The 15449-nt window shown below is 47.1% G+C and carries 11 protein-coding genes; 3 read left to right on the forward strand and 8 right to left on the reverse strand.

Features of this window, described 5'->3' with window-relative positions; translation table 11 throughout:
* Nucleotides 1-230: 230 nt before the first annotated feature.
* From COV52_02100 to COV52_02115, 4 genes are all read right to left on the reverse strand, one after another.
* Nucleotides 231-671, reverse strand: coding sequence for a single-stranded DNA-binding protein (locus tag COV52_02100; GenBank protein PIR11783.1), 441 nt, complete (start codon nucleotides 669-671; stop codon nucleotides 231-233).
* 1 nt (nucleotide 672) lies between these two features.
* A complete protein-coding gene (locus COV52_02105; GenBank protein PIR11784.1) occupies nucleotides 673-2019 on the reverse strand; it encodes an MFS transporter in 1347 nt (448 codons plus the stop codon).
* Nucleotides 2020-2185: 166 nt separating this feature from the next.
* Complete coding sequence (locus COV52_02110) at nucleotides 2186-3622, reverse strand: MFS transporter (GenBank protein ID PIR11793.1); 1437 nt, start codon at nucleotides 3620-3622, stop codon at nucleotides 2186-2188.
* A gap of 122 nt (nucleotides 3623-3744) precedes the next feature.
* Entirely contained in the window at nucleotides 3745-4746 is a 1002-nt protein-coding gene (locus COV52_02115; GenBank protein PIR11785.1) for a hypothetical protein, read from the reverse strand.
* A 360-nt stretch (nucleotides 4747-5106) separates the two neighbouring features.
* On the opposite strand from COV52_02115, the gene COV52_02120 reads away from it, so the two are divergent.
* A complete protein-coding gene (locus tag COV52_02120; GenBank protein ID PIR11786.1) occupies nucleotides 5107-7926 on the forward strand; it encodes an excinuclease ABC subunit A in 2820 nt (939 codons plus the stop codon).
* Here the strand turns inward: COV52_02120 and COV52_02125 are convergent.
* From COV52_02125 to COV52_02140, 4 genes are all read right to left on the reverse strand, one after another.
* Complete coding sequence (locus COV52_02125) at nucleotides 7900-9159, reverse strand: hypothetical protein (protein PIR11787.1); 1260 nt, start codon at nucleotides 9157-9159, stop codon at nucleotides 7900-7902. The genes COV52_02120 and COV52_02125 overlap by 27 nt on opposite strands.
* Entirely contained in the window at nucleotides 9146-9457 is a 312-nt protein-coding gene (locus COV52_02130) for a hypothetical protein (protein PIR11788.1), read from the reverse strand. The genes COV52_02125 and COV52_02130 overlap by 14 nt, the downstream gene beginning before the upstream one ends.
* Before the next feature lie 92 nt (nucleotides 9458-9549).
* Entirely contained in the window at nucleotides 9550-10968 is a 1419-nt protein-coding gene (locus tag COV52_02135) for an antibiotic ABC transporter ATP-binding protein (GenBank protein PIR11789.1), read from the reverse strand.
* Nucleotides 10969-11120: 152 nt separating this feature from the next.
* Entirely contained in the window at nucleotides 11121-12308 is a 1188-nt protein-coding gene (locus COV52_02140; protein ID PIR11790.1) for a Bcr/CflA family drug resistance efflux transporter, read from the reverse strand.
* A gap of 93 nt (nucleotides 12309-12401) precedes the next feature.
* Between COV52_02140 and COV52_02145 the strand changes: the two genes are divergently transcribed.
* Together COV52_02145 and COV52_02150 are read left to right on the forward strand one after the other, a co-directional pair.
* Nucleotides 12402-13526, forward strand: a complete 1125-nt coding sequence (locus COV52_02145; protein ID PIR11791.1) for a glucosyltransferase I RfaG — start codon at nucleotides 12402-12404, stop codon at nucleotides 13524-13526.
* A gap of 169 nt (nucleotides 13527-13695) precedes the next feature.
* A complete protein-coding gene (locus tag COV52_02150; protein PIR11792.1) occupies nucleotides 13696-14892 on the forward strand; it encodes a hypothetical protein in 1197 nt (398 codons plus the stop codon).
* Nucleotides 14893-15449 lie beyond the last annotated feature (557 nt).

Consider the following 15449-nt stretch of genomic DNA (forward strand, 5'->3'; position numbering starts at 1 on the left):
CATTGCACGATCGCCTATGCCCTCAGAACTTCCAGAAATCCTTGAATTGTTGGAACTGAAAATCCAGCACTAAATCTGGAAGTCAGGAGCTAAGCGTATCAGAGCAGCAAGCGATTTTTGCAGATAATGCTGCGCGTGTGTATCGCCTGACTTAGAGCCGTAAACGTCTTTTCTCAATGAAAAGGGCTCAAAAAAGAGCCCTAAAAAAATACTGACGATCGACTTGGCGGCTAGAAAGGAATGTCGTCGTCGAATTCACCGGCATCAGGTGCGCTGTGTTGTGGCGCGCTTTGTGATGGCGCGTTACCGCTGTGCGCTCCCCCTTCTTGCCCACGACCGGAAAGCATTTGCATTTCATTGCCAACAACTTCTGTGGTGTAGCGATCTTGCCCGCTTTTATCTTGCCATTTACGTGTGCGAAGTTCGCCTTCGATATAAACCTTGCTGCCTTTCTTAAGATATTGGCCGGCAATTTCACCCAGCTTATTGAACAAAACCACGCGATGCCATTCGGTGCGCGTTTGTTTTTCGCCAGAATCCCGATCTTTCCATGAGGCGCTGGTAGCGATGGAAAGTGTGGCCACAGGATTGCCGTTAGGCATGTAGCGAACTTCTGGGTCGTTGCCGAGGTTACCAATTAAAATGACTTTATTTACGCTGCCATTTGACATGTTATGCTCCTTGATTCATCGATTGAGTAAATGTCTGTTCGTCAAACACACGTTTATCGACCTTAAGATATAGTGTCTTTTCCTGATTGTCGATGACAAAATCATCGATGCCCTGGGTTTTTTTACACAGAGTATCGAGTGCGTCATGGTGCTCAGGAAGGTGGTAGATTTTTGTGCTTAAGTGGCGAACAGCCGGCATAAAGATTACCAGAACGAGCCAAAGCAGTGCAAGGATTAGGCCGAAAATAAACAGGGTGTCCACGCCCCCTTGGTGGAAAATCGCACCCCCCAAAAGCCCACCAAAAAAGATGCCTAAAAATTGTGAGGTCGAGAAAATACCGAGTGCCGCACCTTTTCCGGCTAAGGGCGCGGTTTTGGAGACCATGGAAGGCAGGCTCGCTTCCATGAAAATAAATCCTGTGAAATAAAACCACAATAGCACGGCGGTTAAGAAGCTCGAGCTATGCAAAGGCCATAACAAGCCTTGAGCCAGAGCAATAAAAACAATGGCTAGAATCATCATCTGTTTCATGCGGTCTCGTGCTTCGGCCAAAATAATCATCGGCACCATGCCAAAGAAGGATAAAATCATCACCGGCAAATACACTATCCATTCATGCCCCAGCGACAAGCCCGCATTTAAATGCAAGGTGATTGGCAGTGCGAGAAAGGTGACGGTGAGTGTAGCGTGCAATAAAAACACGCTGATATCCAGGCGCAGTAATTCAGGGTGGCGAATCATGCGAGACAAGCTTTTGCTGTTCACCCGCGTGTCTCTATGGCGTTTGATTTGCTTGCTGCTGGGCACAAGCAACCAAAGAATCAGCATGGCTAATAAGGCCAGGCCGCAGGTGAGGTCAAAGATACCCGAGATGCCGATCCAGCCGTTGAATAAAGGCCCGAGGACTAATGCGATACAAAACGATAAGCCAATCGTCATGCCCACAATCGACATGGCTTTTAGGCGGTGTTCATCTCGTGTGCTATCAGCGACGAGTGCGGTGAGCGTTGAGCCCACGGCGCCCGCACCTTGCACCGCGCGGCCGACGATGATACCGGTCATGCTGTGCGAGCTGCCGGCAATCAAGCTGCCCAGGGCAAATAAAGCTAGCCCAAGGAATAAGATCGGCTTGCGTCCGACACGGTCAGACAGTGTGCCAAAAGGAATTTGCAGCAAGGCTTGCGTTAAACCGTAGATACCGAGCGCTAAGCCAATCAAAAACGGCGTACTACCCGGTAGGCTTTTCGCGAAATAAGAGAATGTGGGGTAGATCATGAACAGCCCCATCATGCGAAAGGCATAAATTAGGGCAATGGATTGGACGGATAGGCGTTCTTGTGGGTTCATGCAATCTCTGTTTGAGTATTTTTCCAGGCTGGATCATAGCAGTTTGAGGCGGGGGTGTCAGCTGCTACGCTGCTAGTGTTCACCTTCGTTTCACTACAGCGACGGGCCCATGTTTCTAAGCTGCGCTTGTGTGGCAGTGATTTAGTTGGCAGTCGATGACTGATGGCTAATTCGATACCGACAGCGGCGTAATCCAGCGTTTAAAGAGCGGAATGAGTAAGGTTACAACAACAGCAAAAGCTAATGTTGTCCAGCCCAGCGTGGTGAACACGTGGCTAAAGCTTGGGTTGGTAACCAAAGGATTATGGCTTTTGCTTGGGCCGAGCGCCAAATTTGAAAGTTTGCTGGCGAGCACCGCGGCTACACCCGTGTTAAGTAACACGGTGCCCATGGTGATACTTTGCAAACGTTTAGGGACTAAAAGCCCGACCATAGAATATCCCACGGGTGAAATGCAAAGCTCGGCAAACGCCTGGAAAATACAGTAGAAGAACAACCAATAAAAAGTCACATAACCGGCATGGCTGGCTGCTTTGATACCCCAGGGAATAAAAAACAAACCAAGCGCGCAAAAGATCAGGCCGGCAGCATACTGGTGAGCCACAGTAATGCGTCGACCTTTGCTTCGAAGACGTTTGAAAAATATGGCCAATAAGGGTCCGCCGATAATGATGGTGAGCGAGTTAATGTTTTGAATCCAGCCCGGCATAATATCAACACCCATCACATGGCGGTTGACATTGTATTGGGCAAACAAGGTGATGCCCATCGGCGCAAGCTGATAGATGATGAAAAACATCAAGGCGGCGCAGAGCAATAAAAAGAAAGCCAGTAGGTTGCTGCGTTTTCGACCCTGATGACGAAAGGCTTGATATAAAATCCAGCCGTACATGAACACGGCGAAGGTCAGTACGATGTCATCACTTAAGCGAGCATGTTGCAAAAGATAATGCAAAGAGGGCAGCATGATAGCAATGACCAGTAAGCCCAGTAGGCGTGAGCGGCGCTTCTCGCTCAAGCTACGTTCTGCGTAGATAGTGTGCTTGTCTTTCATGGTGCGCCAGTTAATGGCGAGACAAAAGCCTGCAACGATGTTGATTAAGGCTGAGGCGATAAACAACTCTGAATAGTTGACCGACATTTGAAAGTAACCCACCAAGCTAAAGCCGAGCACGAAACCGATGTTCATGCCGCTATAGTTCCAAAAGAAAATGGCTTCGCGGCGTGGGTCGTCCGATTTAAACAATTGTGACAAGCTCATGTTGATGCAAGTGACAATCGTGCCGGTACCGACCAGCATGCCGGTTAGACCGTAGTAAAGCGCGTTAATGGTGGGGTGCGATAAAAACAAGCAGCCAATGAGTTGAAAAACAATGCCGATGGTGATGAGCCCGCGGTAGCTAAAGAGTCGCCCGCCGATAAAACCCGATAATAAATGCAGTGCAAAGTTGTAAGCGAAGTACACGCCCGTGAGTGTGTTAGCTGCTGTGCTCGGTAAGCCAAGCTTCTGGCGCATGTACAAGACCAGTGATGCAAATAAAACGGCAAAGCTGCAGGTTGAGAAAAGTTGGATGAAGTAAATAGCGACCACGCCTTTTGGCATGTTAAAGAGCGCCTGAAGTGGCGAGACTTTTTCTACCTTCTGTGAATTCATGTTTTATTGCCGCTTATCTACAAAGGGCTAACTGTAGTTGAATCCGCTAGCTTTGTCGATAGTCAAAGTTTTCAAGCAAGCTTGGGTTTTTCAGAGGCGCTCGGCAATGCGTTTCCCTTTGAGAAATAAATACCAATGTCTAAAAAAAGGTTAATCGTTAGGGCGAGGCAATAGAGTAAAGCTGGGTTTCTCAAGATATGGCCGCCTATAAAATCTGGCCATAGCTCAGGAAAAAACGCGTGTTTGCTTGCAATAATAGCTACATGGCTAAGATAGTTGATGGTAAGTTCTAATGTATGGCGGGATAAGCCTGCCGAGAGGAGTAAATTTTTTGCTATTTTATACAGAGTAAAAAATAAGGATGATAAAATACCGGTCAAAAAAAGTTGCATGGGGGTGTGCCAACCCAAGGCGTATCGCGTAAAAACAGCATAGGTCGATAAGACAAGTCCAATACGATGTTTGGCTAATGCCAGCCTGCTTTGATGTTGTGTGACTGAGACGGCAGCGCTGGCGTTTTCTATGGCTTCAGGCACTGCGGTAAACGCATGGCCAGAGGGAAATCCAGCTGTTTCACTAAGCGCACAAGTTTCTGATACTAGTACTGGGCGTTTGGTCAGTGAGCCTAGTGTGCCTATGTTGCCTGTGTGAATCATTGTGTTAATTCTGCCTTTTATGAGGCGCACACAGGCAAAGCTCGCAAGGCTTGAGTTGATTTCCTCCAAATAATGGCGTGCTGAGGGTGTTGAAAGCATGTAAAAAACCCTGCTTAGAATTGACCCCATGACCATGGGAAAAGCCAGTGTAAAAAAAGAAATGAAAGCATCAAACATATTGAGTAAATTAATGATGATTGAGTTTGAAACTACAGGTGCGCACGAGGCCCAGTAGCGTAAAATGAAACTACAGCCAGTATTGCATTCAGGTTCTGCTAAGTTTTCGTACAAATTTCGCAGTGTTACATTTAGGGCCATCATTGAAATACTGATGAGTAAGAGCAGGCCAGCGCTTGCATTTCTGCGCGCGAGTTTGCCTAGATTCACTGCAAAATAAGCCAGCTGTTTTTTTAACATAACATGCTTCACTAATACCCCATGCGGATTTCCCGCATAGGCAAAATCGTCTGGAAAAATAAAAACCCCTCGTCTCCTTGAGGTAAAGGGTTTTCTTTAACGCTCGGATTTTAGTTTGTCTTGGCCACACAGTGTGACGTTTTTAGCTGCGGGTAGTGTGACAAAGATCAACAGCCCAATCAAGGCTAAAATAAAAACACAGGCCCTAGCCACCAAGATCTCATGCATCGACGCATCTCTTTGAGAAATGGTATTTTTCTTTGCGCGATGGGGATCTGAATAATGACAAACACAGCATAGAGCCTTCGCCTTCAAATGTCGATTATGTTATAATCCCGCTCTTCTTTGTTGGAGTGTACCATGAGTCACATTCACATCCAGGGTGCGAAAACCCACAATTTAAAAAATATCAGTTTAAGCATTCCTCGCGATAAATTGGTTGTGATCACAGGGCTATCTGGTTCAGGTAAATCCTCATTGGCGTTTGACACTTTGTACGCCGAAGGCCAGCGTCGTTATGTGGAATCTTTGTCGTCTTACGCTCGCCAGTTTTTATCGATGATGGAAAAGCCGGATGTCGAGCAAATCGAAGGCTTGTCGCCAGCGATATCTATTGAGCAAAAATCCACTTCGCACAATCCGCGCTCCACGGTGGGCACAGTTACCGAAATTTATGATTACTTGCGTTTATTGTATGCGCGTGTGGGCGTGCCACGCTGCCCTGTGCACGATGAACCCTTAGAGGCGCAAACGATCAGTCAAATGGTCGATACGGTGTTGGGCCTGCCTGAAGACACGAAGCTCATGTTGCTCGCCCCTGTGGTGCAAAACCGCAAAGGTGAGCACGTGAAGTTATTTCAAGAATTGCAAGCCAAAGGTTTTGTGCGTGCGCGTGTGAATGGTGAGGTGTATGAGCTGGATGATGTGCCAAGCTTAGACCTTCGCAAAAAACATAACATTGAAGTGGTCGTCGATCGTTTAAAAGTCCGACCGGATTTGCAGCAACGTTTAGCCGAGTCGTTTGAAACCACGGTTGAGTTGGGTCAAGGTTTGGCAAAAGTGTTGTTGATGGATGATAACAGAGAGCTCTTGTTTTCAGCCAAATATGCTTGTCCGCATTGTGGTTATAGTTTAACAGAGCTTGAGCCGCGTTTGTTTTCATTCAATAGCCCTGCGGGTGCGTGTGAAACCTGCGATGGTTTGGGCGTAGAGCAAGTGTTTGACGAGTCGCGTGTGGTGCACGATGAAAATTTAAGCTTAGCGGGCGGCGCGATTCGTGGTTGGGATCGTAAAAATGTGTATTACTACGGCTTGTTGTCGTCTTTGGCCGCGCATTACGGTTTTGATATGACAGTGCCGTATAAAAAATTGCCGCAGAAAATTAAAGACGTGATTTTGTTCGGTAGTGGCGATGAAAAGATTGCTTTATCGTTTGATTCAAAAACGATACGTGATCGTAAGTCAAAGTATGAAGGTGTGATCCCGAATATGTATCGTCGCTACCACGAATCTGACTCTATTGCGGTGCGTGAAGAGCTTGCGAAGTACTTGATTTCTCGCGCTTGCGACACCTGCGGTGGCGCGCGCTTGAATCAAGCGGCTAGGCATGTGTTTGTCGGAAAACTACCGCTGCACCATTTAAGTGCTTTATCGGTGAGAGACGCGCAGCTTTATTGCCAGTCGCTCGCGCTGACCGGTCACCGAAAAGAAATCGCCAGCCGCATTTTAAAAGAAATTGAAGCGCGCTTGGGTTTTCTAATTGATGTGGGGTTGGATTATTTAACACTGGATCGCAGTGCGGAGACCTTATCCGGTGGTGAGGCGCAGCGTATCCGTTTAGCCAGCCAAATTGGTTCAGGCTTAGTGGGCGTGATGTATATTCTCGATGAGCCTTCCATTGGGTTGCATCAGCGCGATAATGAACGCTTGTTAAAAACCTTGCTGTACTTGCGTGATTTGGGCAACACGGTGATTGTGGTTGAACATGATGAGGATGCGATTCGTGCTGCTGATTACATCATTGATATTGGGCCGCGCGCGGGCGTTCACGGCGGTGAAGTGGTCGCTTGTGGCAGTTTGGATGATATTAAAAAAGCCAAGCGCTCGCTGACTGGCGAATATTTATCCGGCAAGCGGAAAATTGAGGTGCCTAAAAGGCGCACGCCGGTGGTGAGCAATCGCCAGTTAACCATTAAAAATGCACGAGAAAATAATTTACAAAATGTTACGGTAAATATTCCGATCGGCTTATTAACCTGTGTCACGGGTGTGTCAGGTTCGGGTAAGTCGAGCTTGATTAACGATACTTTGTACCCGCGTGCAGCCTTTGAGCTCAATCGTGCGAGTGCGTTAAACATGGGGGCGCACGACGGGGTGGATGGTTTATACATGCTCGATAAAGTCGTGGACATCGATCAGAGTCCGATCGGTCGTACACCGCGTTCCAATCCGGCAACGTACACTGGTTTGTTCACACCGATTCGTGATTTGTTTGCGGGTACACAAGAAGCACGTTCTCGCGGCTATAAGCCTGGGCGTTTTAGCTTTAACGTTAAAGGTGGGCGTTGTGAAGCTTGCCAGGGTGATGGCTTGATTAAAGTCGAAATGCATTTCTTAGCGGATGTGTACGTGACCTGTGATGTTTGCCAGGGCCGTCGCTATAATCGCGAAACCTTAGAGGTGACCTACAAAGGCAAAAACATTCATGAAGTTTTGGATATGACAGTGGAAGATGCGGCCGTGTTTTTTGAGGCCGTGCCGGTGATTCACCGAAAGCTTGAAACCTTGATGGCGGTCGGCTTATCGTATATTCGCTTAGGGCAAAGTGCGACAACGCTCTCGGGCGGTGAAGCACAGCGCGTGAAACTTTCGCGTGAGTTATCGAAGCGCGATACCGGCAGTACCTTGTACATTCTGGATGAGCCAACCACTGGCTTACATTTTGAAGACATCGCTCAGCTTTTGGATGTATTACACAGCTTGCGTGATCGTGGCAACACGGTGGTGGTGATTGAGCATAATCTCGATGTGATTAAAACCGCGGATTGGATTGTGGATTTGGGTCCTGAAGGTGGCAGTGGCGGCGGTATGATCGTGGCTGAAGGCACGCCAGAATCAGTGGCTATAAACAAAGCTTCGCATACGGGACGGTTTTTAAAGCCTTTGCTTGCCAAGCTGTAAACGACTAAAGCTTATCGCAAGTAACATCAATAATGCTGCGCTCATGATGTATAGGCAGTATAAGAAATTATTTTGCCACTGTGCTTGAATCAGCAAAAATAAACTCGGGCTGAGCCCGCCTAATAAGGCCGCACCTAGACTGTATGCCAGAGATACGCCACTGTAGCGATAGCGTGTGGGAAATTGTTCGCTTAAAAACGCGGCCATGGGCCCGTCACAGGCTGAAAGCATACAGGCTAATATAATCACCGCTGTTAACCAAAGTATCGGGTTTGTTGTACTAAATAATTGCAACACAGGATACAGTCCTAGCAGCAGCAATAAAGCGCCAAGTGAGAGCGTGTTTTTTCGGCCAAGGTAATCAGAGGCTGCGCCCCAGGCGATCGCAAAACACGCTTCTGTGAAGGCTAGAGCACTGGCTAAGCATAGGGCCTTGGTTTTGTTAATGTGCCATTGGTCTTGAAGGTGTGTGGGTAGGTAGACTTCGATCATCACAATGCCCACCCCCGTGCAAGCACAGATAGCAATCGTCGTGAGTAAGCTTATGCCTTTTTCGCGAATCAATGCCTGCAGTGGAAGTTTACTGATGGTTTGTGCTTGCTGAATCGCTAAGAATGCCGGCGACTCGACAAGGCTGAGTCGAAGATAGCTGCCTAAAAGCCCAATGATTAAGCCTGCTAAAATAAAAGGCCAGCGCCAAGCGGCGAGTCCCAGTGCGTGCGAGCTCAATACGCTGTTTGTGCCGAGTACTAGCGTGGAAGCTGCGAAGATGCCAAAGCCTGAAGCGCTGGTCGTTAAGCCTGAGACTAGCCCTCTTCGTGTTTCAAAGGTTTCAAATAAATACGTGCTGCAGCCGCTGTATTCGGTGCTAACAGATAAACCTTGCGCTATTCGGCACAGTAACAGCAAAAAAGGTGAAAACGCGCCTAGCTGTTGGTAGCTGGGTAATAGACCAATGAGTAGTGTCGAGATGCTCATCATGATTAAAGTGGTGGTGAGTACTTTTCGCCGGCCGAAGCAGTCGGCTAAGTGGCCGAAAAGAAGGGCGCCGAAGGGTCTGACGATAAAGCTCGCAGCAAATAAGCCCCAAATCATCAGTGTCGCGATTTCGGGTTTCTCTGTGGGGAAAAATACGTGTTCAATATAGGGCGCTGAAAAGCCGTAGAGCGTGTAGTCAAAATATTCGAGAAAGATGCCAGACAGTAGGGCGAGGTATGTTTTAGTGATTTTCATCGATCAGGCAAAAAGCTTCGCGAATCAGCGATGGCGATAAACGCGCGGGTCTGACCTTATCAAAACCTAAGCTGTAAGCGCGCCGAATCAGTTCATCTTCACGGTACAGCTTGCTAAACTGCGCCCAGACAAGCTCGTTATCGTTTTTGCCCAGGATATCTTGGGTTTTTTTGATGCGCGTGGCATCCAGAATATGGCGGTTGCAGCCGAGATAGTTCGATTCACTGTCTTTCCAGTAAATCAGGTCGCTGGACGCATCCAAGATTTGCTGGTAATCATGTAGTTGCTTAATATCCATGTTGGCACCACCGTTTTCTACGTTATTCTATTCTAGGCGAGCTAGCTTAACAGAGTCTTAAAGGCATGATCGAAATCCAATCTCATGCCTGCCTATCTGAAGCTTTCTGCTGTGTAGCGCCGATCAAGATCCAGGGCGTCTAGAAAATCATCGTCATGTGAAACCACGATTAAACTGCCAGGATAGTGTCTTAGAATTTGTGTGACGTGTTCTTTGGTTTCTAAATCAAGGTTGTTCGTGATTTCATCGAGTATTAACAGTTTAGGCGAGCGCGCGGCAATTAAGCATAACGAGAGTCTCGCTTTTTCACCGCCGGATAATTGTGGGATAGGCGTGTTAACGGCTTCATTTTGTCTAAACAGGAAGTCACTGAGGTGTTGCCTGATACTGGTTTGATCCCAGTGCGAGCAAAGTGCTTCTAAAGCTTCGATGACTGTGCGATCTTGATTAAGCGTGTTGTAGTGCTGATCCAGATAGCCGATGCCGTGAGCTTCAGGTAAACGCCAATCGCCTTGTCTGCTGACTTCTTTGTTTTGCAGTAACGCCTTGAGTAGTGTGGATTTTCCGGAGCCATTCTCGCCGGTGATCGCCACGCGCTCACTCGCTGACACGCTGAGGTTAATATCATTTAAAAGGCAGGGTTGGTTTTTGTAGCCGAGGCTTGCGTGACGCACGCTGAGTATTTCGCCGCGTGAGCTTTGCTCTGCATCAAGATGAAATGTGGGTAGAATCACTTCGGGTAGGCGTAACTCAGCGAGCTGCTCGTTCAGTGTTTGTCGTTTGTCATCAATGGCGGCTTTTTTTCTGCCAGTGGTTTGTTCGGCCCGTCTGGCTTTTGCATGGCTAGTGATGGTGGGCCATTTCCTATTGCTAACACTTTTCTCGCCTTTGCGTTTGCTCTTTGTGGCACGCTGTTGTTCTCTCATCAGCTGTTCGTGCGTGTCTTTCTTCTCGCGCTTGAGTTGGTCCAGTTGTTTTTCAATGTGCTCACGCGCATGTTTAATTTTTTGAATATAATCTTCGTAATGCCCGGAGAAAGTGTGGATTTGTTGGTTATCAATATGCCACAAGGTATCGGCGCATTGTTCAATTAAAGTTTTGTCGTGGGTGATCATAATGATCGTGCCGTAGTAGTGCTTTAACATGCGTATTAAGCTTTTGCGATTATTGCGATCCAGGTGATTTGTGGGTTCATCGAGCAGTAGTGCATTCGGCTGTAAGGCTAATGCTTCGGAAAGACGCTGATTAAACCGTTGTCCACCGCTAAGTTCGTGGTAATCATCAATGGTTTGTTCCACATAGCCGATCGTTACATCCTCGGGTACGATGACTTCACCGCTGCTGGGGTCAAGTTGTCCGCGCAGCAGTTTCATTAAACTGGATTTGCCACTACCATTTCGCCCGATAATGGCAATACGCTGGCCTGGATAAATTTCAGCTGAAAATTCATCGAAGCAACATTGGCTGCCGAAAGAAAGGCTAATGGTATTTAGAAGAATGGGGGTGTGCATCGTGTCTCTCTTAAATCATTGGGGTTCGAGGGTTCAAGCCTAGGCTTGGTCGATTGCCCAATTGCGTGGGCAGATTTAAGCGAGTGTGTTCATTGCGATGCAGTATCCGTGTTTAATGCCGTGAGAGGATTGTACTTTTTTTGCCCGAAAAGTCAACGACTGGCTTCTGCTTTTCTGTAGGCGTGCATGAGGATGAGTGTGAATACATTGAGAATGAGCATGCTGATGGCCAGTGGTAGTGCTGAATACGTTATCACCAAGCCCATGATAAAGCCTGTGATGGCAGCTAGCGTGAAGCGTGTTGTGCCAATGAGTGATGAGGCCAGTCCGGTGTGATGAACCACGTGTTTAAGTGCCAGCGCAATAATCTCTGGGTAAAGCAGTCCGATGCCGAAAGTGACGATGAACGAGGGAGCGGCGATGCTAAAGATCGATGGTTTAAGGGTTAATGCAATGAGCATCACACATGAGCCGCTCAGTGTTAATGTCATGGCGATTTGCATAATGTGCTGATCACTCAGTTTTTCTTTCAATCTATTTAGAGAAATAGAGCCTAGAATCAGTGCTGCAGCATTCACTGCAAAAAAGTAACCGAATTGACTGGGTGGCAAGCCGTAGAGTTTGATGTAGATGAACGATGAGGAAGAAATAAAACAAAACATGGCTGAGAAATTGGTACTAGCCGCCAGGGTTGGGAGTAAAAAGGGGATGGATTTTGTTTGTTCAATGTAGGCGGTGATTAAATGTTTGGCTTTAAGCGGTCTTCTTATTGCCTTGGGGTGGCTTTCTTGAATAAAAAATGTGGCAAAAAATAACATGGCGCCGTAGATGGCGAGAAAGTAAAAGTTCGACTGCCAGTTAATGCGAGCTAACAAATAGCTGCCGATGATGGGCGCGATCATGGGGGCCAGCATCATGATGCTCATGATTCTACTGAGCGCATTCGAGACGGCTTTCGGTTCCTTAAAATGATCTTTCACGCTTGCCGTTGCCATCACAATGCCTGCGCAGGCACCCAGGGCCTGAATGATTCTTGCGATAATTAGGCTTGTGATGTTTTGGCTGACTGCGCATAGTAATGAGCCTGCGATGAATGTCATAAGGCCGGTGAAAATGACCGCCTTTCGGCCAATACGGTCTGACAGCGGCCCCCAAATAAGCTGCATCACCGCGAAGCCGACAAAAAATAATGACAGTGTCAGCTGAACGTTAGCTGCGTGTGTGTGAAAGCTTTTTTGAATAATCGGCATTGAAGCCAGATAGATATCGGTTGAAAATGGCGCGAAGGCTGCAAGTGCAGCAAGGTAAGCTGTAAAGAAAATCTGATTTCTTTTGTTCATGTCGGCTAGTCTACGGCGTTATGGCGGTAAGGCAAGTGCATAGGCATGTGCGGCTAAATCCAGTAGAATGCCCGCATTAATGTTGAGAGATTGATGATGGATCTGGCCCTTTGCTTGTTTAAATATTTTCCTTATGGCGGTTTGCAGCGTGATTGCCTGAAAATAGCCAAAGCGGCCTTGGCCAAGCAGCACCGTGTGACGTGTTATACCATGGCTTGGGAGGGTGAGGTGCCCAAGGGTTTGCTGGTGAAGCTTATCGATGCTAAGGGTGCAAGCAATCATCAGCAGTGTTTGAATTTTTCTAAACAGTTAAGCGCATGTTTGGCTGAAGCTAATCATGATGCGGTGCTCACCTTTAATCGCGTGCCCGGTTGTGATTTTTATTTTGCGGGTGATCCTTGTTTTAAAGCAGAGCTAAATAATAAAAAGCATGCTGCGCTTAAAAAGCTTTTGCCGCGCTACCGCACGTTTTTGGATTTAGAAAAAAACGTGTTTGCTAAGGATTCTAAGACGCATATTCTGCTTTTAAACCCAGGTCAAAAAACCATTTTTCAAGATTATTACCAAACGCCTGACGAGCGGTTTCATGTGATTCCGCCTGGGATTGCTAAGCCCGCTGAATCAATATCTAAGGCGGATGCGAGGCAAACGTTGAGTTTGCCTATTCCTGCTGACGCGACTTGGTTGTTGATGGTGGGGCATGATTTGCAGCGAAAAGGCTTGGATCGTAATTTACACGCTTTGGCGTATTTATCGAAAGCCTTGGATCAGAAGGTCTACCTTGTAGTGGTGGGTGCGCATAAGCTCGATTATTTTAAAAAAATGGCTCGGGCCTTGGGTATTGAAGAGCGTGTCTGCTTTTTGGGCAACCGCGATGGCGCGTATGAGCTCATGCAGGCGGCTGATCTTTTGTTGCATCCGGCTTATCAGGAAACCGCGGGCATGGTCTTGGTCGAGGCCTTGGTCAACGGTCTGCCGGTGATGTGCACAGAAGATTGTGGGTACGCGTTTCATATTACAGCGGCTAAAGCCGGCGAGCTTATCAGTCAAAATCCGTTTAGTCAGGTTGAGTATAACGAGCGACTGCTTGCGGCTATTCAGGCTTTGCCGAGCTCTGATTGGTCGCGTCATGCGCTAGCCTATGTTGAAGGCCAGAAATTCCACGATATGCCGGGTGAGGTGTTGGGTTTGTTGGAGAGTTTTTCCCTCAAAACTTGAATGTGTTCGTCATTGATAATGCCTGGCCTTTGCCGCGCTAGGCATCTGAATAATTGCAGGCATTCTTTAATGCCAGCTATGCAAATTATGATGACTGCCTCAACAGAAAATTTCGAAGAAACCATTGGGGCGTGTTGACGATTGTAAGCTGTCAGCTTACAATCGTCAGATGTACATTAAGCGCGACATTACATCCCGACTAGCTGAAAATAGAATGCCGGTACAGTTTGTTATTGGGCCTCGTCAGTGCGGAAAAAGCACGCTACTTTCACATATTGGCGAAGCTTCGTTTAAAGAAGTTACCTTTGATGATTTACAATTACGAAATTTGGCTAACCGTGATCCGGCCTTATTTTTAGAACAGTTCGCGCCACCTGTTTTATTGGATGAGGTGCAGTATGTCCCTAATCTTTTCTCTGAAATCAAACGACAAGTTGACCTTTTAAAGAGGCAACGCTTGAAAGACGGAAAATCCTTAATAACCTCGTATCGCATGACGGGCTCAAATCAGTTGTTGATGGACAAGAATATCAAAGAGAGCCTGGTGGGGCGTGCGAGCTATTTTTATTTGAATACGCTAACTGTGCATGAAATTCAACAAGCCTTGGTTTTGGCGCCTGTTCATAGCATTTTATTCAAAGGAGGATGGCCAGAGCTTTATATTGATCCAGCTTTATCGCCTGTTCAATACTTAAATGATTACATTCGTAGTTACATTGAAAAAGATGTGGTGTTAAGTGCAGGTGTCCAGAAACAAGGGGCGTTTAATATTGTGCTAGGTTTGTTAGCGGCTCGAACGGGCATGCTCTTGGACTATGCCAACATTGCAAAAGCTAGCGGTGTTCAAGCGGTTACGATTAAGGAATGGGTCAGTATTTTGCAACGAACCACATTGGTTTACTGCTTAAAACCTTATGCAAGTAATCTAAATAAGCGCTTGACCAAAACGCCTAAGTTTTATTTTTTAGATACAGGCTTGGCCGCTCGTTTACAGGGTTGGCAGGACTGCACACCATTATTAACAAGCCCACAAGCAGGCGCGTTATTTGAAACCTTGGTTTTTGCTGAAATTTTTAAATTCATACAAAATTACGGTAAGGGTTGGCAGCTTTATATGTGGCGCACGAAGGAAGGTGAGGAAATTGACTTTCTCATCGTAACCCAATCTGGGAAAGTGATTGCACTAGATGTTAAAATGAGCATACAAAACGTTCAACCCATTCAATTACCTTCGAGCTTTAAGAAATTATTTCCTCAGGTGGAAAACATTACGTTAGTCACCTTCGGCAGTGAAAAGTTTCGCTTGTCGAAAGAGTGTGATGTGGTACCACTGGCTAAGTTACATGATTATTTGTTAGAGGTTTGAGGTTTTTCGCCATACAGTTTAACAAAGCGATAGTGGCTCCATGCTTCTTAGTCAGAAATGGCGGCCTCGCAGTAATACACGCCAGCGAGCGATAAGGTATGAGTTTAAAAAGCCACCGGTAAGAATGGAGGCGAGTAATACCCTACGGGCGACTTTTAATTTGGCGGAGAGGACGAGATTATTCGCCCCCTCCCTGGGGCTCACCCCTTCGGGACGCTTCGCGTTCAAATTTGCTCCTGCGTTTGCCTCAACCTAACCAAGAAACTCAGCTGCTAGCGTCCATATTTGCACGCCACGCAATCTTCTTCGCTTCGCCATGAAAGTGATCATGACTCAGCTCAGGAAATCACGTGACGCACAAATCTGTTAGCTAGCAGCTGAGTTTCTTGACTAGATTGAGACATTTGTCGACCTCTCGATCAAACGCGTTGCGTTTGCGAGAGTTCTCATCTTTCCTTCCGCCCAAACAAAAAACCGCCTCACGGCGGTTCTTTATTTTGGCGGAGAGGAAGAGATTATTCGCCCCCTCCCTGGGGCTCACCCCTTCGGGGCGCTTC

The sequence above is a fragment of the Gammaproteobacteria bacterium CG11_big_fil_rev_8_21_14_0_20_46_22 genome (assembly GCA_002796245.1).
Classification (GTDB): domain Bacteria; phylum Pseudomonadota; class Gammaproteobacteria; order UBA12402; family UBA12402; genus 1-14-0-20-46-22.